Genomic DNA, 26,396 nt, shown 5'->3' with positions numbered 1-26,396 from the left:
GCGCGACAAGGACGTTAAATGCACTACGACAAGGACGACCCTAAGGGCTATTACGCAGTTTTGGGTCTAACACCAATCGTCAGCGCCGAGCAGATCAAAACGGCATACCGCAGACGCGCCATGGAGTTGCACCCCGACCGCAACCCGGGCAACAACACGACTCAGCAATTTCAGTTTTTGAATGAGGCATACGCAGTACTTTCGGACCCTGCTTCCAAAGCCGTCTACGACACTCAGACCAGTTACAGCAGCGCCGCAGAACCCGAGCCCACCAAAGTACCAGATCCCATCGTGTGCTCTGTCTGTGCCAAGGTATCAGCCCAGCCACGGGTAGTGGCGTTCCGCTCCGTGAAGAGCTTCCTCTTACTCACGATTCGCAAACCCACTGTTGGCGTGTACTGCAGCCCATGCGCACAAAAGCAATCTCTCAAGGCATCAGCAACTACTTGGCTGCTCGGGTGGTGGGGATTTCCATGGGGGCCTCTGTATACGGTCCAGGCATTGGTTACGAACATGTTTGGCGGATCACATCCACCGCTGGAAAACGCCAGAATGCTGGGTTACCAAGCATATTATTTCTACTCAACCGGTCGTCCAGACCTGGCGCAGTCAATCGCCCAAAACGCGATGACGTACTGCAAGAAGATCCCTAAGACGGCTGGCCGCAATGAGGCAGGGATCAACGAAAGAGATAGCCTGACCAGCAACCTTGAGGCCTTCTTAGATGAACTGGGCGGCGACAAAGACAATCGTTTGAAGAGTAGTTGGGGTTTTATTCACCGCCGATTCTTCATCCATCTCGGCGCTATCGCCATAGTGGCTGGGATGGTCACTATCACGGTAATGAATTCGTCCGGGACACATTATTCCGCTCCGCGCGGTCCGATGCCTTATTCCGCTCAGGCCGTTCCACCGGTAACAGCTGCTAACGGCCCAGGTACCAACACAACTCAACGTCCTGTAAGCGCCACCAATCAGCGCGAGGCGGCTGCGAAGAAGCCGGCCTACGTGCGGCCAAAAACCGCGCCCAATGGTCGAGCATGGCCTCGTACTGCCGGTTACCTGATGGATGAGCCACAAACGCACAAAGCCGGCCATTCAGAAGTAACCATCGATAATGGGCAAAACAACTCGGACGTGTTTCTGAAACTCGTATCCCTACAAGGTGCGGTAGCCAGACCGGCAAGGCAGATTTACATTCCTGCGCGAAGCCGCTTCACCATCAAAAATCTCACCTCTGGTGCTTATGACGTTCGGTATCGCGACCTGACCTCGGGTGGCCTTTCGCGCTCCGAATCAATAACACTCACTGAAACCACCACGAGCCGGAACATCCAATACAGCGTAGTCACGCTCACCCTCTACAAAGTTGCTAACGGCAACACTGCGACTTACGGGCTTTCAGAGGACGAGTTCTAAACAAGTCTGGAATTGGTAGAAGACTTCGCTTGGCTACCGGGTTCCCCGTGTGCGGGTGTTGCTGGATTTTCTGACTGAGCATCTTGGTCGCGCCACCGATGAGCTGTTGCCCCACCTTGAGCGTGTGTTCATCTACCAACAGATCCCAGTAGCGCTGGTCTTGACCATCAAGCTTCTCTTTCCAGCAACCTCCCAGCCCTTGCTCAAGAACCCGGGCCACGCCCTCGAAAAGCGTCCAGTCGGCTTCTTCTGATACTTCAATCCTCACCCTGCGTCACCTCACCACCAGAAGTCCCCCGATTCTGGTGGCTCCTGCGAATGGTCGCAATGGGTCGGGGGGTGCCCGACTTCATTGTCTAGGAGGTCCATGCTTGTCCTTCCAAACATGTGGAGGACACATCATGCCCAGTACAACGTTCCAATCGAAAAGACCCTGGAATAAGGGAGAACTGATGGGGCAGAAAGCCCCGCTTCGCCTCAGAAACATTTGGACAATTCGCGTCAGACTCCAAATAGCTGGCAACACCCGAGATGAGGCGCTATTCGATTTGGCCATCGACAGCAAATTGCGCGTATGCGATCTGACCAAACTGCGGGTTAGCGACGTCTCTCACGGGCAACATGTCGCGCCCCGAGTTATGGTGATGCAGCAAAAGACCAAACGGCCGGTGCAATTTGAAATAATGGAGCGGACCCGGAAAGCACTGGAGTCTTGGATACAGTTGGCGCATCTTCGTGGCGAAGACTTTTTGTTTCCCAGTCGTATTTGAGACTCCGCGCACCTATTCACTCGGCAGTACGCCCGTATCGTCAAGGCATGGGTTGGGTCGATAGGTCTCGATCCCGTTTTGTACGGTACTCATACGCTGCGCCGAACCAAAGCGACACTTATCTACAGACGAACCAAGAATCTGAGGGCTGTGCAGCTGCTCCTCAGCCATACCAAGCTGGAAAGCACGGTACGCTACCTAGGTATTGAGGTGGACGATGCTTTGGAGATTTCGGAGCAGACCGAAATTTGAGCACTTAGCGGCGGAAACAGGCCGTCGCTATCCGACCCAAAGCGGACGGCGACCTCGTAAATAAATCTGCCCCCTTTTCTCTCTGTAAAGGTGATTAATCCCTCGTCACGAGCAGCAGTAGCCGACTAAAACAGACTATGGACACGCGGCTACCGACTTTGTAATCTCGGCCGCGTATAAAAGAGGTATCTGGGTGAGTCAGATGAACAAAATGGAGCAAGAGGTCGTTTATCTTACGGCCGTAGTAGAACTGATTGGATCAATGGTCAATAAGGCTATGCTCAGTGTCCTCGGAGAGGGGGAGCACAAAAACGTTTGGTTCGAGTCGTCTACTCATAGGCAGTTTTTTTCAATAGCTTTGGTCGATTTTTTATCCGCTACTGACAAAGATGCCCCGGTGCCGAAAACCTCTTATTTGAACGCATTACGTACCATTGCCAACGAACCGTGCTTTGAAAAAACCGGATCTGTATCGCTGCTGAAACACGCTGTGGATAGCTTTTCAAACTGGCTTAATACAGAGATTGAGGTCGATGCTTGGCTTCCGTCTATTGATCAGCAGGTGGTTCTGCGAATATCTCGAAGCTTGATACTGAAAATCGGCGGCAATCTATCCAAACATAATTTCCTGCGATCTATAGGAGTTGCCAAAGATCTACAGCGCCTTTTGTCGAGCGCCGGAGTAGAGGTGGAACTACACCAAGCAATTCTCCTTCAGCCGGAAATATACGACGTCTTTCATATTGATGTCGCCACTTATCATGCAAGCACAATTGCCGAGTTTCTGAATGAGCTTTGGTGGGGTATCCAGACCTATCTGATACCTGAGTTTAACCGCAGCATAGTTTATGACTACGATGGCACGGAGAGATACACATATCAGTATCCATCGGGGCTAGCGCACCCCTTTGGTAAAAGCTGCTATTGGAATCTCATGAATCAGATACGTACAGGACCGTACTTTAAGCGTTTCACAATCACCCGTCACCTAAAAGAGAATTACTGACTCCCGAGTCGGCCTACTCCTGCTTTGGATTGATTTCGACCATTCGTTACAGGTCAGGCGCCCGAGTAGACACCTGGAGCCCCCCCTAACCAATCCGTCCGTAGCACGTGTATGATTAACTCTCTGAGCATGCTTTAGGTTTATGATACATGAACCCCTGTAGATACGAGGAGCAATGATGTTCATAAACGACGATGATAATTCGTTCAGGACTTATTTGAAGGCGGGAACTGAGAACCTTGAGAAAACTCTTGCAGGACAATCGCCTTTTCTTAACATGATGGATAATCTAGACTTATTTATACGGAACCATGTCATTAAACTTGGCGTCATACCTGATGATTTTATAGTTCACTCCCTTCGCGTTAATGCCCGGTTCATGTTGATGATCGCGTTCAGAATAGGTTTGACTGGTCATGCGGCTGGCGTGTATCCCACTCTTCGAACTGCACTGGAAACCGCTTGTTATGCGCTTATCATGAGCAAGGACAAACTCCTTGTTGATAAATGGGTTGGCCGTAACGATTCGCCCGAGGGAATGAAAGCATGCAAGTCAGCCTTCCAGTCACCTATCAAAAAAGCTCAAAAAATAATGAATGCTCAGCGTTCAAATTACGGCGACGTGATGTACCAATTGTATGATTGGACAATTGATTTTGGTGCTCACCCAAACCCTAAAACCGTAACTCTTCATGCCCGCCTATCAGATGATGAGGGCTCCGGAGTGACACGCTATGAAAATATCGCGCTTTACGGAGATGGCAGTTTTGAATTCGAAAGGACGCTTTTCGCTTGTATTGAGATGGGATTAGTCACCATCATCGCTCTTTTAATGTCCTACGAAAATACAAGTCCTGAATCGATTCAAGGTTTAAATGCCCTGAACGAAGAAAAGGATCGTTTGGAGGCATTGATACGTAAGAATCACGAAGTTCAGTCTGCACGAAAAAACGGCTAGAGATACTCCAACCAAATCTGGACAGAACATGCAACTGAATCGCCTCAGGTTTCGTAGGTCATTTGAATGACCGATATTGGCCGGTAGCCGTCACCCTGCATGCCTACAAAGCCAGGTGTCGCCGACAACAAAAGACTGTCCGCACGATAGTCACATCCGCCCCGTGGAACTTCCCCAAAAAATAATGTCAATTTGATTGCTCGCCACAGCGACAAAATCGTCTTGGATCTGTCAGCGTCAGGCTGTGTCCTGACACCCCATGGAGAGAGTAATGAGAGCCATTATTGCGCTGTTATTGATGTTGAGTACCTACGCTCATGCGGGTTGCGGCAACATCACTGATAGCGATCAACGCGCTTATTGCAACGCCACGACTAACGGCCAAAGCTGCGGCAATATCAGTGACGGCGACCTTCGGGCCAGTTGCTATGCGCAAATGAACGGTCAAAGCTGCGGCAACATCAGCGACAACGATCAACGCGCTTATTGCAACGCCAAAATCAACGGCCAAAGCTGCGGCAATATCCAGGGCAGTACCCTTCGGGCCACGTGCCTGGCGGAAATGAACGGCCAAAGCTGCGGCAACATCAGTGACAACGATCAACGCGCTTACTGTAATGCCAAAATCAACGGTCAAAGCTGCGGCAACATTCAAGACAGCAATTTGCGTAATGAGTGTGATGCCCTGAAGCGTTGATCTACACAGTACGCGGGCCCCGCCGCTCATACGCCAGCACCTGCGTCGTACAGTGCGCTGGCTCCGCTTAAATGCTTACCAACGTCACCCTGCCAGGCTCCAATCGGCCGCTGGCAACCCGCGCGGATCACCAGAAAGCGCTTTAATCATTTGCCGCACACGGCCGATAGAGACCGTGTAAACGCCCACGTGCGCGGTCAGAAGGATAGAACGGTTGAAATCGAATACGTTGCTTGCGATCGCTTTGGTTTGCCTGACAGGCTGCACTTCACAGGATCCAGCTCTCGTAGGGAAATGGAAAGGTCAACGTGATCCGGCGAGCAAATGCCAGTTCCTCGCCTGGACCACCGAACTGAGGCCCAACGGGAATTTCAGAACGGATTTTTACAGCGATGCTGAAAGGACGCACCGGATACATAGAAGAATGGGCTATTGGACGGGAAGAAAGGAGATGATTTTATTCGATGCTGTAGGGAGCAAGAAATACAACGCATACCACTACAAGGTCATTGATGCCGACACGGTGCAATATACCTATTTGACCGAAATTAAAGAGCCAAGTTGTGACGGGCGTTATGCCTATACCGATCATCGTGTTCATGAATAAGCCGTGAGCCTCTAGTGAGCGGCGACGTTGGAGATCTACATGGAAACCATCGCCCGCGCATTGGTCCTTGCCTGCAAACATATTGACGACCGGCATCACGCCGGAAACGATGATGACGTGGCGGCGCTTGAGACAATTGCAGCTGAACGATAGGTCATGAACCACAGCACTTGGCCAAAAGGATTCACTGACCTGGCAATACACAACCCCAGTCGTGGAGCATAAGGTCTCGCGTGGCCTGCAAATACCTCGAATTGTCGCCGATGATCCTGCCATAAGGCGTGGGGTCCAGCGCATGAAGAGGGTAAAAACCCTACAACCACAGCCCATCTTTCTCGGAACCCGCCATGCCACGCTTCCTCTCTTTTCTACTCTTGCTTCTACCCAGCCTGGCCCACGCCCTCCCTGCCCTGAAAGACACCACGCTCTACACCGCCACCGCCCACGACTGCCAAGACGTCAACCTAGCCACTTGGCAGCACCCCACCCGCACGCTGCTGGAGAAAAACAACTTCCAGCTCGAACGCATCCAACTCTGCAACGGCGGCCATTACCCGATTTTCCAGGTGCAAGCGCCCTACGATCCACGCGGTCAGACCAAGGATTTTTTCTTGCCGCTGTATGAGCACATGCGCAAGGCCAACGGTAAATGGCCTTACGCGCTGGTCGACAGCAGCGATGCGGTGGTGGTGTATGTCAGTTACCCGAAAGACGACGAGATTTCACTGGATTACGAGGGTTTCGAAGCGCCGTAGCCGTGCAGTTCAACGGTTGCATACGCCCCGGCAGAGGGATGCATTGCCAGGGCATTTCAGGTAATCATGCGCCACCAAAATCAAGGACGATAAAAACAATGAAAACCGCTTTGCGCGCCCTGTTCCTGCTCTGCCTGTCCACGCCCGCCTTCGCTGCCGAAAGCCCGGTCGGTTTCAAGACCGCCACGCTGCCCGATTCCAAAAACAACCGCCCGCTGGAACTGGTGGTCTGGTACCCCGCCACCACCACTGCCCAACCCACGCTGATTGCCGACAACGCGGTGTTCATCGGCGCCCTCGCCGTGCCCGACGCGCCACCGGCTGGCGGCGCGCACCCTTTGGTGGTGCTGTCCCACGGTTACGGTGGCAATTGGGGCAAACAGGTATGGCTGGCGAGTGCCTTGGCGCACAAGGGTTATATCGTGGCGGCGGTCAACCACCCTGGCACCACCACCAAAGACCGCAGCCCGCAAGCCGCCGCACAGTTATGGCAGCGCCCGGCCGACCTGAGCCGTGCTATCGACGCGGTGCTGGCTCAGCCGAAGCAATTTGGCGCGGTCGCGAACCACCAGATTGCGGCGGTGGGCCACTCCCTTGGCGGCTGGACCGTGATGGAAATCGCCGGTGCGCGCTTCGACCCCGACCTGTTCAGCCGCGACTGTGCCGAACACCCTAAATTGGGCGGTTGCATCGGCTACCACGAGATGAACCCCGCCGCTACGCCCGCCGGCAAGGCGCAGCTGGCCGCGGATTTGAGCGACAAGCGCGTCACCGCCATTGTGTCACTGGACCTGGGCCTGTCACGCGGGCTGACCAACGCCAGCCTGGCCGCACTGCCGGTTCCGGCACTGGTGATCGCCGGGGGCGTGCCAACCGAAGATATGTCGCCTGAGCTGGAGTCCGCCGACATGGTCAAGCGCATGCCTAAAACCTCTACGCAGTACGTGGAGATCAGCGACGCCACGCACTTCAGCTTTATGTCGATCTGCAAGCCGGGTGGCATGGCGTTGATTGAAGAGAGCTCGCCGGGCGATGGCATGATTTGCCGGGATGGCGAAGGCGCGCGGCCACGGGCGGTGATTCAGCAGCAGGTGGTGGGGCTGATTACTGGGTTTCTGGCACGGCCCATTCACCCTTAACCAAGACGTGTGGACAGGCAATGAATAGCCCAATCAATCTGCTCTTCGTGTGCAGCCGCAACCAGTGGCGTAGCCCTACCGCAGAGGCCATCTGGCGCCGTCGCCCCGGCTTCAATGCGCGCTCGGCGGGCACCAGCCCGAATGCGCGCAAAACCATCGGCGCCGCGGATATTCGATGGGCAGATGTCATCTTCGTCATGGAGCGTAAACACCTGCATCGCCTGCAGGCAGACTACGCGCGGTTGCTTGAACACAAGCCGCTTTACTGCCTGGATATTCCGGATGACTTTCGCTACATGGACCCCGAACTGATGGAGCTGCTTGAAGACACCGTCGCGTCTTATCTCAATACCTAGGCGTGATGCACTGACCCAACCTATGCAACAGCCGTGGCCCGGTCGCCTCGCAGCGCCGGGCCATGTGAAGCGTGATCAGAACGGTTTGGTCGGCAGGTACTTGCCATCCAGGGTGATCACCGCGCGGGAGCCGCCGTCCGGGTCCTCAACCTTCTTGACGTCCAGCTTGAAGTTGATCGCGCTGATGATGCCGTCGCCGAACTTCTCGTGAACCAGCGCCTTGAGCGTGGTGCCGTAGACCTGGATCATTTCGTAGAAGCGGTAGATGGTCGGGTCGGTCGGGATGCCGTTGCCGATGCTGCCGCGCACCGGGATGCTTTGCAGCAGGAGCACGGCGTCCTCGTCGAGGCCCAGGGTGTCGGCAACGACTTGGGCGGCGTCGGCCGGCAGGGGGTGTTGGCCGAGCAAGGCGGCGGTGACGAAGGCTTCGTGCAGGCCGGTGCCTTCGGCGATCTGGGCGAACGACAGGTCTTTGCGGGCCTTGGCCAGGAGGATGACGTCGGTCAAGGCAAGGCGAGTGTTCTGGCTGATTTGTGACTGAATCATGGGGTTATCTCCGTGGGTAAAAACACTGGTTAAAAGCGCTAACAATCAATGGTGGGAGCCGGGTCGCCGCAACGCTGCGATGCAGGCCCCTCGGTATTTCAGTTCAACTGGGGCGATGCTTTCGCAGACAAGTCGGCCAGCGGCACGAATTGACCGGTGCGGCTATCGAAGGCCTGGATGCAGCCACTTTCGATGTCATAGACCCAGCCATGCAGGGTCACGCGCTTCTCTTCGAGGGCCAGGCGTACCGACGGGTGCGTCTGGAGGTTGGCCAATTGCGCGATCACGTTTTCGCGAACCATGGAGGCGACTTTGGCCTGCTGGTCGACATGCTGGCGCGCCTCGTTGACCACCCGGCCGGAGTCGGCGTAGCGCAACCAGCTGGCCACCGCGGGCATGTGGTCCAGGCATTTGCAGGTGGCGATGGCGGTCATGGCGCCGCAATCGGAATGCCCGCAGATCACGATGTCGCTGACCTTCAAGGCTGCTACGGCATATTCCACCGAGGCCGACACCCCGCCCGGCTCAGGGCCGTAGGACGGCACGATATTGCCGGCATTGCGGATGACGAACAGGTCGCCCGGCTCACGCTGCGTGACCAGCTCCGGCACCAGCCGGCTGTCGGAGCAGGAGATGAACAGCGCCCTTGGGCTCTGCTGGTTGGCCAGGTCTTTGAACAAGCCGGCGCGCTCCGGGAAGGCGTTGCGCTGAAACTTCAGGAAACCGTCGATGATGTCTTGCATGGGTAACTCCTTTGAATCGCGATGCGATGGAGCAAAGGTTACGGAGCCCGTGCAATAAGGTAAAAGTCTCATATATGATCCAGAACATTAGATTATCTTATGGGTACAAACATGCTGGCACGACATATCCAGTACTTCCTGGCCGTTGCAGAACACCAGGGCTTTACCAAAGCGGCGGCAGCCCTGCATGTCTCGCAGCCGGCGCTGTCGCAGCAAGTGCGGCAGCTGGAAGAGAGCCTCGGTGCACAGTTGTTTGATCGATCCGGGCGCCAGACGCGCCTGACCGATGCCGGTGAGGTGTATCTGCGCTATGCGCTGCGGGCGGCGCAGGAGCTGCAGGAAGGCAAGCGCGCGATTCATGATGTGGGCGACCTCAGCCGGGGCACGCTGCGGATTGCCGTCACACCGACCTTCACCACCTACCTGGTGGGGCCGCTGGTGGAAGCCTTTTATGGCCGCTATCCGAACATCACGCTGAACGTGCGGGAGGTCGCCCAGGAACACATGGAAAACCAACTGCTAGCGGACGAGTTGGATGTGGGGATCGCATTCGATGAGGTGCACGCGCAAGACATCGACGCCTCGCCCCTGCTGGTGGAAACCCTCGCGCTGGTGGTCGGCCAACAGCATCCGCTGGCGGGAGAGCAGGCGATTGGGTTGGAGGCACTGAATGCAGAATCGCTGATTCTGCTCAGTAAAGAGTTCGCCACCCGTGAACAGATCGACCGCTACTGCAACAAACACGGCATCCGCCCACGCGTAGCGATGGAGGCCAATGTGATTGGCGCACTGCTTGAGGTGGTGCGCCGCACCACGCTGTCGACGCTGCTGCCCGCCGCGATTGCGCGGGCGCATCCGCAATTGGTCGCAATTGAGCTGGGGCCGCAGCAGTTGCAGCGCACGGCGGTGTTGATGCAACGCAAAGGGGCTTATCAGTCTGCGGCGGCGCGGGCGTTTTTGGCACTGGCCAAGGAAGTAGCCGACGGTCTGGCCTTACAGGCAAAATAGGGCTTTTATCGTTGCAAGGAACGCATGAGTGTCCACCCTTACACTGAAGTCACGCGCAACTCGTCGGCTAACCCCCACGCTGTTTTTATTCACCGGTTTGGCGCTGCTCTGCGGCTGCCACGCGTTGACCCCGGAGCAGCGCATGGATGCCTGGATCGACAGCGGCGGCAAGTCGTCTCCAACGTTCCTCAGTGCAGAAGAAATCAAGCAGCTGGAGGCCAGGCGCTACATCAGCACGTTGAGTACTACGTTGGCTGATAGAACCTTTCGGGCGAATGGCGAAGGCACCCAAGGTAGCGTGAAGTTGCGCATGAAGCTCAATCGCCAAGGCGACGTGTTGCTCTGCGAGGTACTACCGACTGACGGCGATACTCACACGGACTTCGCCAGGATCGTATCGGACATGTGCTGGAGCGGTGTCTGGGATGCGATACCGGAAGGTCTGCAAAAACCGGCTGATGGCAGCCTCGAGATTGTCGCACCGTTAACCACTGTGGGCGCCGCGCCGTTAACGCCGGAGTACCACCTGAGGCTTCAACGGTCTGCGTCGGCAAGTCGATTCTTCTGGGACAACGTGGTCGCCAAACACGCGCCAAATGCGTTCGGCACAGCGCGCTTCGATGTCGCCGCCGACGCACAGGGCAAGGTTTTACGCTGCGATGTGACGCTGGAGAGAAACCCTTTTCGTCCTGAGTATTTTCACCCGGACCCTGAGTTGCAAAAAGCGCTCGCCACCCAGTGCGCACAACTCGATCTGCGACAAATGCCTGGCTTTCGCGTAGGCGAAGACGGCTTGGCCAAGCGCGCGGTTTTTGTCGACTACCTGCCGTGGAAACACCATGTGGGGCAATACCAGAGCAGCGCTGCTACCGATAAGGCTCCGTCACGCTAGTCCAACGCCACTTGCCAGCGGCCCAAACAATTTACGTGGCGGCGCTGATGGCCGCCGGCGGGTGATGGCGCGGCGGGCAACGCGGGTGAAGGTCAAGGCAAGTGAATTAACCGTGTCTTGACGCTTCACACAATGACGAAAAAAAGAAACACGAGATTCAGCACGATACCCAGCGTGACCGAACCAAACCCTACCAACACGGCGAATGACGTTCGCGATGCAATAAAGACGGCGAGCAATGCGCCGATAAGCGCGCCAGGGAAGCTGAAGAGATACCAAAGCCACGCCATGGCTTCGGACGCCCAGAGGTGGAAAAGGTACAAGTACAGCGCCATGGCGATTGCCATGCCACCCAGCGTTTCACGGGATGCCTTGAGCAGCAGCGCCACCGCCAGTACCGCCGCTTGAGGTAGCCAGTAAGCCGCGAAATTTTCCCAAAAAAACTCACCTTTTCCGGTAATCCACACAGCAACTGCCAGGCCCAGCCCGACACCCAGGGTTGCGAGCCAGCGGTAAGAGGGTCGCGGTACGCTTGTGTCTGTTGATCGCATTCTATAAGTCCATTTAAAAAAGCTGAGCATGTGCCCTACTCTGCCCGATGAACCTGAAGATTCATCGCGCGATAAGGCGCCAGCAATGCTTCGGGCACATCCCCCGGCACCACCAACCCCGCAATCTCGGACAGTGGCACGACGATGTAGGGCGATGCCGTCGCGAGTTTCTCCGAGGACGCCAGCACCAGCGTTTCCGCAGACACCTGGCACAACGCGCGCTTGATCACCGCCTCTTCGTAATCCCCGGTCGACAGCCCGGCAGTCGGGTGCACACTGCAAACGCCCATAAAGTACAGGTCGGCACGAATGCGCCCGATGGCCTCCAGCGTGGCTGCGCCGGTGCCGACCATCGAGTGCCGGAAGAGCCGACCGCCGAGCATGATCACATCAATGTTCAGGTGCTCACTGAGCGCCACCGCGATTGACGGGCTGTGAGTAATCACGGTGGCCTGGAGTGTCAGCGGCAAGTGCCGCGCGACCTGCATCGAGGTGGTGCCGCCGTCGAGTATGACCACGTGCCCAGGCTGCACCAACTGCGCCGCGGCTCTGCCGATGGCGGCTTTTTGTGTGGGCAGGATCGCCTGCCGCACGCCCATGTCGCCCATCGCCGGGGACGCCGGCAAGGCGCCGCCGTGGACCCGCATCAGCAGGCCGGCCTTGGCCATCTCGCGCAAATCACGCCGGATGGTGTCCTCGGACACGCCGAGTTCCTGGCTGATGGGCTTGGCCAGGAGCTGACCGTCGCGACGAAGACGCTCGGTTAAAAACTGCTTGCGCTGCTGGGTTAACATCATCGATCCTCTGCATGAACCTGCACGATTATGCACGATATTTAACACATAACTATCAAGGACCGTGGCCCATGCACAACCGCACCGTTCGAATCGTCAAACAACAGACCCTGTCGGATAACTGGTATCTGCTGAAAAAGGTCGACTTCGAGCTGCAACGCCGGGACGGCAGCTGGCAGCCGCAAACGCGTGAGGTCTATGACCGAGGCGATGGTGCCACGATCGGGCTCTACAACCGGGCGAAACGCACGGTCATCCTGACCCGGCAATTTCGCATCCCGGCCTACGTCAACGGGCACGATGGTTACTTGATTGAAACGGCGGCCGGGCTGCTGGATAACGCCGGGGCCGAGGAGCGGATTCGCCTGGAGGCCGAAGAGGAAACCGGTTACCGGGTCCAATCGGTGCGCAAGGTGTACGAAGCGTTCATGAGCCCCGGCTCGGTGACTGAGCTCCTGCATTTTTTTGTCGGTGAATACCACCCGGAGGACCGCATCAGCGACGGCGGCGGCCTGGCCCACGAAGGCGAAGACATCGAAGTGCTGGAGATGCCCTTTGAGCAGGCCCTGGCAATGATCGACGACGGTCGCATCATGGACGGCAAGACCATCATCCTGCTGCAATACCTCAAGAACCTGCTGCCGCCCTCGCCCTCCATGATGATTCTGGTGGCCGGCCCCTACCGCTCCGGCACCGGTGATGACCCCGCCGCCCTGGCCGCGAACGTGCAGGCCATGCAAGCAAGTGCCGCCGCCCTGTTGCACGCCGGGCACTTTCCGCTGGTAGCCGAATGGGTGGCGTTACCGCTGCTGCAACTGGCCGGCTCGCGCGGGATTGGTGACGAGGTGTACCAGGCGCATTTTCATGAATACGCCAAAACCCTGCTCAAGCGGTGCGACGGCGTACTGCGCATCGGCGGCCCTTCCGAGGGTGCGGACTTGATGGTGGAGATGGCTCAGCAGCAAGGGCTGGCGGTGTTTCATGGGCTGGAAGAGGTGCCCGCGGCTGAATCCGTCATGGGGTCGTGAGTTTCCGTATGACCGAGACCAGACGCCATGACTCAAGCTGATATCATGCACGCACTTACCCGCTGAGTAGCACACCATGAATCGCCAGAAAAAACTGCAGCAGCTCTTTAAGGCCAAAGCGAAAAAGGCCAGCGCCAAATTGGCACCCAAGAGCAAAGACAAATACATCAGCAAAGCCGACCGCGCCAAACTTGAGGCCGAGGCTGAACAGGCGTCAACCACCGCCACCGACACGCCCAGCTGAAGGCGTCCCCGCTTCATATTTGCCCCAGACACGCCGCAGGTGCCGCGCCGAACCAAAGCCGGCGCGCTCGGCGACGGTTTCAATGTCCAGGCTCGATTCCACCAGTAATTCACGCGCCACGGTTAAACGCAGGGTGTGCAGATAATCCAGCGGGCTGATGCCGACGTGTTCGTGAAACAGTCGCGCCAGGTGGCGGCTGCTGGTGTAAGCCAGGCCAGCCATGCGCGTGACGGTCCAGGCCTCGCACGGCGCAGCAGTCAGGGCGTCCTGCACCCGGTGCACGGCCGGATGCACGTGGTTGCGACCGGCCAGCCACGGCGAGAGCTGCGGATCAGCGCCGCTGCGGCGCAGGTACACCACCATGTCGCGCGCGACGGCGCAGGCCAGACGTGGCCCGCCCAGCTCGGCGACCAGGTGCAGCATCAGGTCGATGCCTGCGGTCACACCGGCGCTGCAACTGACCGGGCCGTCGGTGACGTACAGGCGGTTTTCCAGCACGCGGGCCTTGGGCGCCAGCGCCTGCAATGTGGCGCACAGCGCGTGATGCGTGGTGCATTGGCGCCCGTCGAGCAGCCCGGCCCGAGCGGCACTCAGCGCACCGGCGCATACACACACCAAACGCTCGCCCGAAGGTGCGAACACGGTTTGCAGCCATTGGGTCAGCGTGTTGCTGGCTGACTCAAATGCCTGGCGATCAGCCTTGGTGACCTTCGACGTGGAGCCAACCAACACGACCAGCGTGCCGGGAGCCAAGGCTTGCGGCAGCGGCGCCAACCCCGCCAGGGGCAAGCCGATGGACGTTTGCAGGGACGCTACCGGGCTGACGTACTGCAAATCGAAGTCGATGGCCGTCGAGTCATCGACCTGGGCGGCGAGGCGCAGCACTTCGGCCGGGCCCGCCAGGTCGAGCATCAGCACATTGGGCAACAGTACGAACAGCACCGGTACACTCACAAATTCAATCCTCCAATGCCTGGGCGACCGTGACGATGCGCGCAAAGCGTTCTTCCAGCACCAATTCGGTACGTTCGCGAATCTCGGCGGCGGTATAGACCCGCCCACTGCGCGCGTGGGTCATGGCGAAGGTCAACGTCGCCTCGCTGACGAAATCCACGCGCAGGCCGCTGTCCGACGCCTGCCGCGTGGTGGTTTCACAGCACTGCTCGGTGCGAATGCCGCTGATGATCACCTGTGTCACGCCCATCTCCGTAAGCCGCGCAGCCAGGGGCGTGCCGGCGAAAGCGCTGTGGAAACGCTTATGAATGACCAGGTCGGGGTTGATCGACAATTCGCTCAACGCCCTGACATTGCCCGAGGCCAGGGAAAAATGCCCCTGGTCTTCCACATGGAAGACTTGTATCACCGGGATGCCGTGTTGAACACAGCCATCGATGAGCGCTTGCTGTTTTTCCAGGTAAGCCGGCAGGTCAGTTTCGGACCAGTAGCTTGAATGGCGAAATGAATGCTGGGCGTCCATAACGATCAGGGCTTTGCGACTCATGATGTGTCCTCAGGGCTGGCGATTGATGCAATCCATGGTAGGCACGTCCGCGAGCGAGCAACAGGCGCGTGCCGGACCACTTCAGGACGGATTCGGACATGCTCAGCGGCGCAGTTCGCCCTGGGAGGTTTCGCGCAAGGTGGTCAACGCAATCAACGCACACACCGCCGCGCCAGCCATGAAAAAGCCTGGAACCAGCAGGTTGCCCGTAGAGCCGATCAGCGACGTGACGATGTACGGCGTGATCCCACCGCCCAGGATGGCGCCCAGGTTGATGCTGATCGCCATGCCGGTGTAGCGAACCCGAGTGGGAAACTGTTCCGCATACGTCGGGTAGCCGACCGACTGGATCACCGGCATGGGCAGCGTCGCGACAAAAAACGCCATGACCGCGATGAACAGGCTGCTGTTGTTCATCAGCACCATCATCGGGATCACCAGCACCGCATACCCGACAAAGCCGATGGCCAGGGCTTTCTTGCGCCCGATGCGGTCAGACAGCCCACCCCAGAACGGCATGAGCGCGGCCATGCACAGGCTGACGCCGGCGATCACCCAGTAGATCCTGGATTTTTCGAAATGCAGGTAGGTGGTCAGGTAGATGTTCATGAACACCAGGCCGATGTAGTACCCGGCATTCTGCGCAAAGGCGAACACCACCACGCGCAGCACCGCCGGCAGGTTTTGCGTGAGCACCTCTTTGACCGGTGCCGTGGGCGGTTTTTCCACCGCGAGAAAGGCTTTGAACTCAGGCGTTTCCTCGACGTTATGGCGCATGATGCACGAGAAGATCACCAGCGGGATGGCGAGGAAAAATGGAATACGCCACGCCCAGGCTTGCAGCTGCTGCGCGTCGACCAGCCCGGTGGTAATGCCGCAGATAATCGCCGCCATCGACCCGCCAATTGCCACGCCGACCGGGGTGAAAGCACCGTAGAAACCGCGCCGGCCTTTGGGCGAAGACTCGGCCAGGAAGGCGGCCGCGCCGATCACCTCACCGCCGGCGAAAAAGCCCTGGGCCAGTCGAATCAGCACCAGCAGAATCGGCGCGACAATCCCCACTTGGGCCGACGTCGGTAGCAGGCCGATCATCGCCGTCGCGCTGCCCATGCCGATCACCGTGCTCAGCAACACCTTGCGCCGCCCGATACGGTCGGCCAGCCGCCCCAGCAGAATACCGCCCAAGGGCCGAATCAAAAACGCACTGCCAAACACCGCCAGCGTGGCCAGTAGCGCGGCAGCGGCGTTATCACTGGGGAAGAATAACGGCGCGATAATCGTCGCCATAAAACCGTACACGCCGAACTCGTAATACTCCACCGCCGTGCCGGTAGCGGCGGCGATGGCGGCACGTTTGGCGATCCTGGTGGCACTGCTTTGCGCGGTTTGATTGCGCTCACCAACAGCGCTCGTGGGGGCTGTCGTTGGGGCTGTCGTTGGAGACGTTGTTCGGACTGTAGTAGCGATCATTCGAGACATAAACACCTTCCACTCTGACCAAGGGTCATTTGAGTTATTGAGGTGGATTGCTCCACCCAGAAGTAAACCCGTCGCAAACCGAGGGGTTTTAATGCTCGACAGTAGGAATCTTGAAAGTGGGACTCATCATGCAGCGCTCCTGTTTTTATTATTCGGTAGCGACGGGTGGGGTTAGTGGGCGGCCTCCAATCGTTTCAGCGTGCGCGCACGCGTCACGAGCAGTTGCTGCGCGGTGGGTAAATCAATCAGGGCAAAGCGCACTGCATCGCCTGGCATCAGTTGCGCCAGTTTGGGCAAATCCACACTCGCGACTTGCGCGATGCGCGGGTAGCCACCGGTGGTTTGGCGGTCGGCCATCAGCACGATCGGCTGGCCGCCTGCGGGAACTTGCACGGTGCCGAAGGCCACGCTTTGCGACAGCAATTGCCTGGGCTGGGTGAGGTCCAGGCCGGGGCCTTCCAATCGGTAGCCCATACGGTCCGACGCGGCGGTCATCGCATAGGGTTCGCAGAGAAAGGCATGCCGCGCCGATTCCGAAAACTGCGCCCACTCACGGCCATGCAGCACGCGGATCGAGACGGGGCTGGTCTGCTTGCCGACCAGCAAACCCGAGGGAATATTCAAGCGCGGCGGGTTGGCAAAAGATGAGCAAATGGGCAGCACATCACCCGCCTGCAACGCGCGCCCGCACAACCCGCCAAAGCCTCCCCGGCTGTAAGTGCTGTGGCTGTTCATCACCGGTTGCAGCAGGTAGCCGCCACTCACGGCGAGATAAGCCCGCGCGCCGTATTCACGCTTTTCGAAGCGCAGTACCGCGCCCGGTTTTACCCGCACGGCTTGCCCCGGTTTCAGCGCGGCACCGTCCAGGCTGGCGCCCAGGTCGGCGCCGGCCAGTGCGATCAGCGCCTGTGCCTGAAAACACAGCACCGGGCCTTGAACGGTCATTTCCAGGGTCGCGGCGCTCGTCGGGTTGCCCACCAACAGGTTGGCCAGCGCATGCGCGTCCTGGTCCATGGCGCCGTTGACCGGCACGCCCCAATGCTGGAAACCCACGCGCCCGCTGTCCTGGAACGAGGAAAACAACCCGGGCCGGATCACGTGGATGCTCATCGCGTTGCTCCGGCCAGTTGCTCAAATTCACGCGCCGTGATCGGCACAAATCGCACCTGATCGCCGCCGCTCAACAGGCACGGCGGCTGGTTGGCCGGGGTAAACATTGGCAACGGCGTACGACCGATGATGTTCCAGCCGCCCGGCAAGTCGGCGGGGTAGATCACGCTCTGGCAGTTGGCCAAACCCACGCTGCCTTGCTTGACCAGCGTACGCGGCACGGCCCGGCGCGCCAGTTTCAGCGCGGGCGGGTGCATGCCGATATACGGGTGGCCCGGCGCGAAACCGACCATCAGCACATCCACCCATTGCCCACTGTGCGCAGCGATTACCTCGCCAGGGCTCATATTGCAGGCACTGGCGATGTCGAGCAGATCGGGGGCGTAATCGCCCTCGTAGCACACGGGGATTTCCAGCCGTTTCGGGGTCACACGCGGCACGTTCTGCTGCTGTGTCAGCGCGTTGTCCAGCACGTGGGCAACGGCGTCGTAAGGCGATAATTCGGGGTACAACGTAGCGAACACGTCCGGGGAATAATGCACGCCCACCGACACCATCGCCGGGATCACATCGGTAACGCCGCTGAGCAGCCCGCGCGTCAACAGGTCATGCAGGGTTGCGCTGAACGCCACGGCGCGGCGGTTGGCGTGCGCACTGAACACGGTCGCAAACACCACCACGATGCAGCTGTCGCCACACGGCTCGAACTGCCAGCACTGTTCGGCACGCACGGGCCGAAACTCACAGTCAACGTCAGACATCACGGCACTTCTCTCAGGCGGCAGGCATGCAGCTACACGTCTTATTAACGCCGTCGCTCGGCTGGCGACGGTCGCACGGGGGCACTTACTTGGCGAACAGCAGGCTCATGTCTTTGAACGCCTTGAACTCCAGCGCGTTGCCGCACGGGTCAAACAGAAACATGGTGGCTTGCTCGCCGACCTGGCCCTGGAAGCGAATGTAGGGTTCGATCACAAACTGTGTTCCACGCGCGCGCAGGCGCTCGGCCAAGGCTTCCCACTGTTCCCACTGCAAAATGATGCCGAAATGCGGGACCGGTACGTCGTGACCATCGACCGGGTTGGAGTGCACCGATTCCTGGGATTCCGTCTTGGGGTGTTCGTGAATAACCAACTGGTGGCCGTAAAAGTCGAAGTCGACCCATTGGGCGCTGGAGCGACCTTCGGAGAGGCCAAACACGTCGCCATAGAAGTGGCGAGCGGCGGCGAGGTCGTAGACGGGAATAGCTAAATGGAAAGGTGAAAGGCTCACGGTGGTTACCTGCGGGTTCTGTTATTCAGAACCCGATTCTTCACCAGAAAGACCGCGCAATAAAGCGCATATCTTTCGCCCTGAGCCTCAATTTTTTCGATGCTCGCGCCCTACTTCGGCGCACCCAGCACTTCTATGACGCACGCCCTGAATAACTCGAAGAGTGGCAGTTGGCGCTGGGTGTACTTGGTCAGCAAGACGATTTCGCGATAGAACGTGAGTGCGTCCAATCGCAAAACCCGCACGTCGCTGCCGTGTTCCAGCCACAAACCGGCCAAAGGCACCAGGGACACGCCGAGGCCGCTGCGGACCATCTTGACGATGGCGTCCAGCTCGTCGAGTTCCAGGGCCTGTTGCGTCTGGACTTTCTGCTCCTTGAGAAACTGCGTGACCTGGCGCCCGCCGAACGAGCCACGGTCGTAACGCACAAAGGGCTGCTCGCGCAGGATCTGCAACGGGTCGTCGCCCGGTACGTCCTTGGCGGTAATCAGCACAAAGGGTTCGCGGGCGATGACCTCGATGTTCAGGTCTTTGGGCAGGTTGAACGGCGGGTGGATCATGATCGCCAGGTCCAGCTCACCGGCATCGACCTGGCTGAGCAGGTTCAGCGAAACTCCCGGCACCAGGTTGACCTCGATGAACGGCGCGCGCTGTTTAAGCGCCACCAGCGCCTTGGGCAAAAGGCCGGTTTGCACACTGCCGATGGCGCCGATGCGCAAGGAGCCGTGGAAGTTATTGGCCCTGTCCGGGGTGCCCATGCGCGAGAAGATATCGAGGATTTCCTCCGCCAGCGGCACCGCGCGCTGCCCTGCCGAGTTGAGCGTGGCGGAGCGGCCGGTACGGTCAAACAGCTTCACCCCGAGCGCGTCCTCAAGGTGCTTGATTTGCGCGCTCACCGCCGATTGCGTCAGCCCCACCTGCTGGCCGGCGGCGGCAAAGGTGCCGCGCCGCGCCGCGCTGACAAACGTCCGCAACTCTCTGATCATGCCGCCTACCTCATGGGTTGATTCAGCAACCGCTCAATGCCACCTGCGGCCGCTCGCCTGCAAAGAACCATGGACGCAACCGCACGCCCACGCTGTTACCGATAAACGCCGCCACCAACCACACCCAGCCATGCAGGCTGCCGGAGGCGATACCGCTGAAGTACGCGCCGATATTGCACCCGTACGCCAGCCGCGAGCCGTAACCCAGCAACAAGCCACCGATCACCGCCGCCACCAGCGAGCGCGCCGGGATGTTCAAGCTGGGCGCGAAACGCCCGGCCAGGCCTGCCGCCAACAGCGCGCCGAGGACGATGCCGATGTCCATGACGCTGGTGATGTCTTCCCACACCGGCGCAGCCAGGGCCTTGGCATTGCCCGGCATTTGCCAGAACGCCCAGCTGGCCACGTCCACACCCACACCGCTGGCGACCTTGGCGCCCCACAACGCGAACGCCGAGGTAATGCCCCATGGCCGCCCGGCCAGCGCCAGGGTGGCATAGTTGAGCAACGCCAGGCCAATCGCGCCCCACACCAACGGCCATGGCCCGCGCAGGAAACGGCGCAGGCCGATGTGCTCGCTGGTCACGCCCGCTTCGAGCTGGCCATGACGGCCCTTCTCCAATCGCACTGTGACTGCTGCAATGATCGCGAACACGGCCAGGCTCAAGAGCAACGCCGGCACGACGCCAAAGCTTTTGACGATGGACACCGCCGGGAACGCCGGCAGCGCAAACCACCAGTCGACATGCTGGGTGGCGATCAATGAACCGCAAATGAAGAAGAACAGCGTCACCAACATCCGCGCATTGCCGCCGCCCACGGTGAACAACGTGCCCGAGGCACAACCACCGCCCAACTGCATGCCAATGCCAAAAATAAACGCACCGAACACCACCGAAACACCGGCCGGAGCCACCAGCCCGACCACCGGCTGACCAAACAATGTGCCCGCGCCCAGCGCCGGGAAAAACAGCACGACCGCCACCGCCAGCATGACCATCTGTGCACGCAAGCCGGCGCCACGCCGATCATTGATGAACACGCGCCAGGCTGAGGTGAAGCCGAAAGCGGCGTGATACAGGGTCAAGCCCAACGCCGCGCCGACCGCCAGCAACAGCACCTGGCGCGAGCCGACGCTGTTTTGCAGGAACACGGCGCCCGCCACCAGGATGATAAACGCCAACAGCGGCGCGATGGGTTTACGCGCGGGGGCCAGGGAGAGAGAGGTGCTCATGGGGGATCTCGGGTTGTTTGAGTTTGAAGGTTTGCAATGGGGGGCGAGTATAAACCGAGGGGGTTGTTGTGGTGAGCGGGCTTGTTGTGGTGAGCGGGCTCGCCACAACCACAACAAGTACCCTTTCATGAAGAAAAATTTATACAGCCAAACTGTAGAGTTTTCCTGCACGGGTGCTACGGTTAAGGCATGACCGACTCTTCTCCTGACACCGCCAGCCTGGCCGCCGAACTGCGCATCTCCCTCGGCAAGCTGATCCGCCGCCTGCGCGAGCAAACCCACCGCGACGATTTCACCACCGCGCAGAAGTCCGTGCTGCTGCGCCTGGACCGCGATGGCCCGACCACCGTGTCCGCCCTCGCCCGCGCTGAAAGCGTGCGCCCGCAATCGATGCGCATCACCGTGGCCGGGCTTGAGCTGATGCAGGCCGTCAGCGGCAAGCCGGACCCTACGGATGGCCGGCAAACGCTGATCGAACTGACGCCCACCTTGCGAAAACACCTGACTCAAAGCCGCGCCGCCAAAGACGATTGGCTGCTGCGTGCGCTGCAAGAACAACTCTCGCCCCAGGAACAAGTCGAACTCGCCGCTGCGGTGAAACTGCTGGAGCGCCTCGCCGATTTTTGAATCACCTGATTGAGGAAATAGCATGGCTGTCACCTCGCTGGATGCAACAACCGCCCTGATCATCGTGGACCTGCACCACGGCATTATCGGTTACCCCTTCATTCATCCGATTGGCGCGGTGATCGAGCGCCGGGGGAACTGAAACAGCCATGAGTTTCCTCGGCACGTTCCGCTCGTTGCGCAGCCCTAACTACCGCATCTGGGCCGCCGGCGCGCTGGTGTCCAATGTCGGCACCTGGATGCAACGCACCGCCCAGGATTGGCTGGTGCTCACCCAACTGACCCCGCACAACGCCGCCGCCGTGGGTATCGTCATGGCGCTGCAGTTCGGGCCGCAGCTGTTGTTGCTGCCGTGGACCGGCTTTGCCGCCGACCACTACGACCAGCGCAAGCTGCTGATCGTCACCCAGGCAGTGATGGGCCTGCTCGCGTTGACGCTGGGGGTGTTCACCATCACCGGCTTCGTGGAGCTGTGGCATGTGTACGTGTTCGCGTTTTTGTCCGGCTGCGCCTCGGCATTCGATGCGCCGGTGCGGCAGATTTTCGTCGCGGAGCTCGTGGGCGAGAAGGACTTGTCCAACGCCATCGCACTGAACTCGACCTCGTTCAACATGGCGCGCATGATCGGCCCGGCCGTGGCCGGTGTGACCATCGCCTCGGTTGGCACCGGCTGGGCCTTCCTGCTTAATGGCTCGAGTTTTTTCGCGGTGCTGGCGTCGTTGTTTTTTCTGCGCGTGGCGGGCAAAAACCCGAAGGTGCGCGCCCTGCGCACCAAAGGCAGCCTCACCGAGGGCATGCGTTACGTGTGGGCGCGGCCGGACTTGAAGGCGATCCTGTTGATGCTGTTTCTGATCGGCACCTTCGGCATGAACTTCCCGATTTTTATCTCGACCATGGCCGTCACCGTGTTCCATGCCGATGCGCGCGGCTATGGCCTGCTCACCTCGACCCTGGCCATCGGCACCATCGCCGGCGCATTGATTGCGGCGGGCAGCGAGCGGCCGCAGTTCAAGTCATTGCTGACGGGTGCGGCGGTGTTTGGCTTCGGCTGCGGGCTGGCGGCATTGGCGCCGAACTATTGGACGTTCGCCATTGCGCTGGTGATCATCGGCGTGGGCGCCATGACCTTCAGCAACACCACCAACAGCCTGATGCAACTCACCACCGAGCCCGCGATGCGCGGCCGGGTGATCGCCCTGCGCGTCGCCGTCGCCCTGGGCGGCACGCCGATTGGCGCGCCCATCGTCGGCTGGGTGGCCGACCACCTGGGCCCACGCTGGGCACTGGTGGTCGGCGCGGTGTCGGGCGTCCTGGCGGTGGGCGTGGCGCTTTACACGATCAAGCGTCAGTTGGATCGGCCCAAGTAACTCATACCGCCACCTTGTATAGGGGGGTGGGGTATGTGATGATCCGCCCCAACATAGGTAGGGGGGGTATATCGTGGGCCACATTGCCGCAAACAAAGACAGCCTGATCAAGCGGGTAAAACGCATCGCCGGGCAGATCCAGGCGGTTGAAAGAGCGCTGGAGTCGGACCTCGACTGCGCCAAGACGCTGCACCTGGTGGCCGCCGCACGCGGCGCCATCAACGGGCTGATGGAAGAAATCATCGAAGACCACGCCAGGGCGCACGTGGCCGATCCGGCCCTCAGCGAGGAAGCGCGCGCGCAAGGCGTTGAAGAACTGCTTGAAGCCATTCGGCGGTATTCCAAATGAACGCCCTCCAGAACGCTCACACACACGAACACATGTTCCTCGGTTCGGCCCATGATGAAAACGCCAAACGCACCCTCTGGGTGGTGATGCTAACCGTCGTGATGATGGTCGCAGAAATTGCCACCGGCGCGTTGACCGGTTCCATGGCGCTGCTGGCTGACGGTTTTCACATGGCCACCCATGCGGCCGCACTGGGTATCGCCGCCGCGGCTTACGCCTATGCCAAGCACAACGCGAGCAGCGCCCGCTTCAGCTTCGGCACCGGTAAAGTCGGCGACCTGGGTGGGTTCGCCTCAGCGCTTATCCTGGCGCTGGTGTCGCTGGGCATCGGTGTCGAGTCAGTGATGCGTTTGCTTGCACCTGCCGAGGTGCAGTTTGGTACGGCCACGCTGATTGCGGTCGTGGGGCTGGCGGTGAATATCATCAGCGCGCTGCTGCTGGGACACGGTCACAGCCATGGGCATGATCACGATCACGATCATCATGGCCATGGCCACGACAACAACATGCGCTCAGCCTACGTGCATGTGCTCGCCGATGCGCTGACCTCCGTTCTGGCCATTGCTGCATTGCTGGCGGGGCGCTATCTGGGCTGGGTGTGGCTGGACCCCGCGATGGGCATCGTCGGCGCCGTGGTGATTGCGCGGTGGTCTTGGAGCTTGATGCGCACAACGGCCGGCGTGCTGCTGGACCAAACCGACGAACACGTCGCCGCGCAAATCCGAGAGCTCGTCGAGCAACCCGGCGATGCGACGATTACCGACCTGCACGTGTGGCGAGTCGGCCCTGACGCGCATGCGGCCATCGTCAGCGTGGTGGGCCACTCGACCACGGACGCCGAGAGCATTCGCGAACGCCTCAAACCCGTCCATGAAGTAAGCCACCTCACCGTTGAATTCCGCACGGCCCAGCTGCTCGCGCCCTTGATCATAACCCGGTGACACCTTGGCTAAAGACATTGAAAACCCCTGCATCTCCACCTGCCAACTCAGCGGCGATCTATGCGTGAGCTGTGGGCGGACCAAGGACGACATCCGCAAATGGAAACGCATGAAACGCCCAGAGAAAATGGCCGCCGTCCAGCGTGCGACGTTGCGGCTTAAGGCGTTGAGAAAGCATAAGTAAGGCTGGCGCGGCAGGCCAGCCTTGGGGATGTCACATCAGGTGCGCCCCACCGACCCCGTGACCGGCAAGTTGCCCAGCAGCTTGAGCCCGGTGCTCTTCACAAAGGTGTCGTAGTCCATCGGCTTCTGGATGCGCGTTTCAGCGTTGGGCAACACGTAGGCCCAAGCGCGTTTCGAAGAGGCGTCGTAGACCAGCTTGAACAGGCGCGTCGGCACCCACACCTTATTGTCGCCGACGGTGCCGTAACCGGCGTCAAACAAAGGGCCGGTGAACACGAACACATTGCCGCCGGCACGCACGGCGAACTTGCGCACATCGGCCTCGACCTTGCTCCAGATCTTGCGGTTGTTGGTGGGGTCTTGCGGCACCATGTTCGACAGCGCGAAGGACTGCGCCATGGCATTGGCGCTCGGCGCATCGGCAGCCGGCGACTGGTGGCCACGGTCCACGGCCGGGTGCTGGCTGCGGTAGTCGCTCAACTCGGCGCGGGCGCCTTTGGGAATGCGCGGGTCCGGGTAGAACTGGTTGGTACGCTCCTCGCCTTTGGCGTCTTTCAACTGCGCGGCATTCAGGCGCTCGACCACCACCAGCGGGGTCTTGCTGGTTTGCGAGTAGAGCACCGCGAAATTATCCGAACACAGCGCCAGGGGTTTCATCGTGGCGGGCACGGTGGCGGTGTTGATCGGTGTAGCACCGGGGAACAGATCGGCGCAGCTGTCGAATGAGGGTTGCTGCTGTTTGCTGGAATAAAGATCGAGGGCCGCGCGCTGGCTGATCGTGCCTGAGCGCGAGGTGTGTTCCGGGGCGGGTGGCTTGATCAGGTCCAGCAGGCCACGCGCCTGTGCCCCTGGGGTGAACAAAAATAACGCCGACAAACTGACTGCAATAATGCGTAAGTGCATGTTTCATATCTTAAAGTGAGGGGCCTTATAGACCCTCACATTGCACTTTAGTGCGACCCCAACCCGATCGAATTCCAGGCCGCTTCAGCCAGCAGTTCGCGATACTCCCAAGGGCTTTTTTTAACCTTCGCCGACAGCCAGGCCCGTGAGTAGCTTTCGGCCGCGCCGATGATCAACGAGGGGATCAGTTCGGCGGGCAGATGGCTGAAATGTCCCTTGCGTTCCGGCGCGCTCATCCAGTCTTTCAACAACTGGTTGCGCTGGCGGTTGCGCGCAATCAGCTCATCCTTGAACGGGCCGTTGGACACGGCGAAGCGGCTTTGAAACACAAATCGCGCCCACTCCGGCTGTTCGTGCACCCATTCGACGTAGCTGTGCACCAGCCCCACCACGCCAGCGTGCGCCGTGTGCGCGTCCTGCAAATAACGGTCGCGCAGGGTGGCCTGGTCTTCGAGGGCGGCGAAAAACAGCGCGGCGACCAACCCCTCTTTATTGCCGAAGTGATGGTAGATGGCACCGACGCTGGTGTCGCAACGCGCACGAATGGTTTCGATATTGGTTGCCTCGATGCCAACCTCGTTAAAGCACGCCAGCGCCGCCCGCAGGATGCTGCGCTTGAGGTCGCTGCGCCTGCCGGGAAAGGTACGCTCGATAAGGTCGATGGGGTGCATGCACACAG

Annotated in this window: 32 protein-coding genes and 1 pseudogene; 19 read left to right on the top strand and 14 right to left on the bottom strand. The window is 59.6% G+C overall.

Going from position 1 to position 26,396, the window contains the following annotated elements:
• Positions 1-18: 18 nt before the first annotated feature.
• The 10 genes and pseudogenes from HX783_RS28580 to HX783_RS28535 all read left to right on the top strand — a co-directional run bounded on the left by HX783_RS28580 (position 19) and on the right by HX783_RS28535 (position 7,959).
• Entirely contained in the window at positions 19-1,419 is a 1,401-nt protein-coding gene (locus HX783_RS28580; protein ID WP_177019092.1) for a J domain-containing protein, read from the top strand.
• A gap of 49 nt (positions 1,420-1,468) precedes the next feature.
• Positions 1,469-1,672: a hypothetical protein gene (locus tag HX783_RS28575; RefSeq protein WP_177019091.1), complete on the top strand. Its 204-nt coding sequence runs from the start codon at positions 1,469-1,471 to the stop codon at positions 1,670-1,672.
• Positions 1,673-1,820: 148 nt separating this feature from the next.
• Positions 1,821-2,441, top strand: a pseudogene (locus HX783_RS28570) (tyrosine-type recombinase/integrase).
• Positions 2,442-2,643: 202 nt separating this feature from the next.
• Positions 2,644-3,447: a hypothetical protein gene (locus HX783_RS28565; RefSeq protein ID WP_218175433.1), complete on the top strand. Its 804-nt coding sequence runs from the start codon at positions 2,644-2,646 to the stop codon at positions 3,445-3,447.
• A gap of 178 nt (positions 3,448-3,625) precedes the next feature.
• Complete coding sequence (locus HX783_RS28560; protein ID WP_177019089.1) at positions 3,626-4,405, top strand: hypothetical protein; 780 nt, start codon at positions 3,626-3,628, stop codon at positions 4,403-4,405.
• 271 nt (positions 4,406-4,676) lie between these two features.
• Positions 4,677-5,102: a hypothetical protein gene (locus tag HX783_RS28555; RefSeq protein WP_177019088.1), complete on the top strand. Its 426-nt coding sequence runs from the start codon at positions 4,677-4,679 to the stop codon at positions 5,100-5,102.
• Between the two features lie 214 nt (positions 5,103-5,316).
• On the top strand, positions 5,317-5,709 hold the full coding sequence (locus HX783_RS28550) for a hypothetical protein (protein ID WP_177019087.1): 393 nt from the start codon (positions 5,317-5,319) through the stop codon (positions 5,707-5,709).
• Between the two features lie 347 nt (positions 5,710-6,056).
• Complete coding sequence (locus HX783_RS28545; RefSeq protein ID WP_177019086.1) at positions 6,057-6,464, top strand: hypothetical protein; 408 nt, start codon at positions 6,057-6,059, stop codon at positions 6,462-6,464.
• A 98-nt stretch (positions 6,465-6,562) separates the two neighbouring features.
• Positions 6,563-7,603, top strand: coding sequence for an alpha/beta fold hydrolase (locus tag HX783_RS28540; protein ID WP_177019085.1), 1,041 nt, complete (start codon positions 6,563-6,565; stop codon positions 7,601-7,603).
• 20 nt (positions 7,604-7,623) lie between these two features.
• Positions 7,624-7,959 (top strand): low molecular weight protein tyrosine phosphatase family protein, encoded by a 336-nt coding sequence (locus HX783_RS28535; RefSeq protein WP_177019084.1) that lies wholly within the window; start codon positions 7,624-7,626, stop codon positions 7,957-7,959.
• A 75-nt stretch (positions 7,960-8,034) separates the two neighbouring features.
• Here HX783_RS28535 and cynS read toward each other — a convergent pair whose 3' ends face one another.
• Together cynS and HX783_RS28525 are read right to left on the bottom strand one after the other, a co-directional pair.
• Positions 8,035-8,505, bottom strand: a complete 471-nt coding sequence (cynS, locus tag HX783_RS28530) for a cyanase (RefSeq protein WP_177019083.1) — start codon at positions 8,503-8,505, stop codon at positions 8,035-8,037.
• Between the two features lie 98 nt (positions 8,506-8,603).
• A complete protein-coding gene (locus HX783_RS28525) occupies positions 8,604-9,248 on the bottom strand; it encodes a carbonic anhydrase (protein ID WP_177019082.1) in 645 nt (214 codons plus the stop codon).
• 111 nt (positions 9,249-9,359) lie between these two features.
• Between HX783_RS28525 and cynR the strand changes: the two genes are divergently transcribed.
• Positions 9,360-10,256 (top strand): transcriptional regulator CynR, encoded by an 897-nt coding sequence (gene cynR, locus HX783_RS28520; RefSeq protein WP_177019081.1) that lies wholly within the window; start codon positions 9,360-9,362, stop codon positions 10,254-10,256.
• 142 nt (positions 10,257-10,398) lie between these two features.
• Complete coding sequence (locus HX783_RS28515; protein ID WP_177019080.1) at positions 10,399-11,148, top strand: hypothetical protein; 750 nt, start codon at positions 10,399-10,401, stop codon at positions 11,146-11,148.
• Between the two features lie 125 nt (positions 11,149-11,273).
• On the opposite strand, the gene HX783_RS28510 is transcribed toward HX783_RS28515, so the two are convergent.
• The gene (locus HX783_RS28510; protein WP_256347346.1) at positions 11,274-11,729 is read right to left on the bottom strand and encodes a hypothetical protein; all 456 of its coding nucleotides are present in this window, start codon (positions 11,727-11,729) and stop codon (positions 11,274-11,276) included.
• A gap of 5 nt (positions 11,730-11,734) precedes the next feature.
• Entirely contained in the window at positions 11,735-12,496 is a 762-nt protein-coding gene (locus HX783_RS28505) for a DeoR/GlpR family DNA-binding transcription regulator (RefSeq protein WP_256347345.1), read from the bottom strand.
• A gap of 68 nt (positions 12,497-12,564) precedes the next feature.
• On the opposite strand from HX783_RS28505, the gene HX783_RS28500 reads away from it, so the two are divergent.
• A complete protein-coding gene (locus HX783_RS28500) occupies positions 12,565-13,521 on the top strand; it encodes an ADP-ribose pyrophosphatase (protein WP_177019079.1) in 957 nt (318 codons plus the stop codon).
• Between the two features lie 76 nt (positions 13,522-13,597).
• Positions 13,598-13,765, top strand: a complete 168-nt coding sequence (locus HX783_RS28495; protein ID WP_159958383.1) for a DUF2986 domain-containing protein — start codon at positions 13,598-13,600, stop codon at positions 13,763-13,765.
• On the opposite strand, the gene HX783_RS28490 is transcribed toward HX783_RS28495, so the two are convergent.
• The 8 genes from HX783_RS28490 to HX783_RS28455 form a co-directional block, all read right to left on the bottom strand.
• On the bottom strand, positions 13,736-14,719 hold the full coding sequence (locus tag HX783_RS28490) for a helix-turn-helix domain-containing protein (RefSeq protein WP_177019078.1): 984 nt from the start codon (positions 14,717-14,719) through the stop codon (positions 13,736-13,738). The genes HX783_RS28495 and HX783_RS28490 overlap by 30 nt on opposite strands.
• A 4-nt stretch (positions 14,720-14,723) precedes the next feature.
• A complete protein-coding gene (locus HX783_RS28485) occupies positions 14,724-15,266 on the bottom strand; it encodes a cysteine hydrolase family protein (protein ID WP_177019077.1) in 543 nt (180 codons plus the stop codon).
• Positions 15,267-15,368: 102 nt separating this feature from the next.
• Positions 15,369-16,736, bottom strand: coding sequence for an MFS transporter (locus HX783_RS28480; protein WP_256347343.1), 1,368 nt, complete (start codon positions 16,734-16,736; stop codon positions 15,369-15,371).
• Positions 16,737-16,916: 180 nt separating this feature from the next.
• Positions 16,917-17,855 (bottom strand): biotin-dependent carboxyltransferase family protein, encoded by a 939-nt coding sequence (locus HX783_RS28475; RefSeq protein WP_177019076.1) that lies wholly within the window; start codon positions 17,853-17,855, stop codon positions 16,917-16,919.
• Positions 17,852-18,616 carry a 5-oxoprolinase subunit PxpB gene (gene pxpB, locus HX783_RS28470; RefSeq protein WP_177019075.1) on the bottom strand — a complete coding sequence of 255 codons (765 nt, stop codon included), beginning with the start codon at positions 18,614-18,616 and terminating at the stop codon, positions 17,852-17,854. Before pxpB ends, HX783_RS28475 begins: the two co-directional genes overlap by 4 nt.
• Positions 18,617-18,701: 85 nt before the next feature.
• Positions 18,702-19,127: a VOC family protein gene (locus HX783_RS28465; RefSeq protein ID WP_177019074.1), complete on the bottom strand. Its 426-nt coding sequence runs from the start codon at positions 19,125-19,127 to the stop codon at positions 18,702-18,704.
• 110 nt (positions 19,128-19,237) lie between these two features.
• The gene (locus tag HX783_RS28460) at positions 19,238-20,113 is read right to left on the bottom strand and encodes a LysR family transcriptional regulator (protein WP_177019073.1); all 876 of its coding nucleotides are present in this window, start codon (positions 20,111-20,113) and stop codon (positions 19,238-19,240) included.
• Positions 20,114-20,135: 22 nt separating this feature from the next.
• Positions 20,136-21,347 (bottom strand): YeeE/YedE family protein, encoded by a 1,212-nt coding sequence (locus HX783_RS28455; RefSeq protein ID WP_177019072.1) that lies wholly within the window; start codon positions 21,345-21,347, stop codon positions 20,136-20,138.
• 189 nt (positions 21,348-21,536) lie between these two features.
• Here HX783_RS28455 and HX783_RS28450 point away from each other — a divergent pair, with 189 nt between their 5' ends.
• The 5 genes from HX783_RS28450 (at position 21,537) to HX783_RS28425 (ending at position 24,815) form a co-directional block, all read left to right on the top strand.
• Complete coding sequence (locus HX783_RS28450; RefSeq protein WP_177019071.1) at positions 21,537-21,974, top strand: MarR family winged helix-turn-helix transcriptional regulator; 438 nt, start codon at positions 21,537-21,539, stop codon at positions 21,972-21,974.
• A gap of 149 nt (positions 21,975-22,123) precedes the next feature.
• Positions 22,124-23,341: an MFS transporter gene (locus tag HX783_RS28440; protein WP_177019070.1), complete on the top strand. Its 1,218-nt coding sequence runs from the start codon at positions 22,124-22,126 to the stop codon at positions 23,339-23,341.
• 73 nt (positions 23,342-23,414) lie between these two features.
• Positions 23,415-23,690 carry a metal/formaldehyde-sensitive transcriptional repressor gene (locus tag HX783_RS28435; RefSeq protein ID WP_159958403.1) on the top strand — a complete coding sequence of 92 codons (276 nt, stop codon included), beginning with the start codon at positions 23,415-23,417 and terminating at the stop codon, positions 23,688-23,690.
• On the top strand, positions 23,687-24,631 hold the full coding sequence (gene dmeF, locus HX783_RS28430) for a CDF family Co(II)/Ni(II) efflux transporter DmeF (RefSeq protein ID WP_177019069.1): 945 nt from the start codon (positions 23,687-23,689) through the stop codon (positions 24,629-24,631). The genes HX783_RS28435 and dmeF overlap by 4 nt, the downstream gene beginning before the upstream one ends.
• 4 nt (positions 24,632-24,635) lie before the next feature.
• Entirely contained in the window at positions 24,636-24,815 is a 180-nt protein-coding gene (locus HX783_RS28425) for a DUF1289 domain-containing protein (protein WP_177019068.1), read from the top strand.
• 35 nt (positions 24,816-24,850) lie between these two features.
• On the opposite strand, the gene HX783_RS28420 is transcribed toward HX783_RS28425, so the two are convergent.
• Both HX783_RS28420 and HX783_RS28415 read right to left on the bottom strand, forming a co-directional pair.
• Positions 24,851-25,717: a DNA/RNA non-specific endonuclease gene (locus HX783_RS28420; protein ID WP_177019067.1), complete on the bottom strand. Its 867-nt coding sequence runs from the start codon at positions 25,715-25,717 to the stop codon at positions 24,851-24,853.
• A gap of 47 nt (positions 25,718-25,764) precedes the next feature.
• Positions 25,765-26,388 carry a TetR/AcrR family transcriptional regulator gene (locus tag HX783_RS28415; protein ID WP_177019066.1) on the bottom strand — a complete coding sequence of 208 codons (624 nt, stop codon included), beginning with the start codon at positions 26,386-26,388 and terminating at the stop codon, positions 25,765-25,767.
• Between the last annotated feature and the right edge of the window lie 8 nt (positions 26,389-26,396).

Source organism: Pseudomonas sp. D2002, assembly GCF_013385735.1.
In the GTDB taxonomy this organism is placed as follows: Bacteria; Pseudomonadota; Gammaproteobacteria; order Pseudomonadales; family Pseudomonadaceae; genus Aquipseudomonas.
This window is presented reverse-complemented; position numbering and strand designations above follow the sequence as displayed.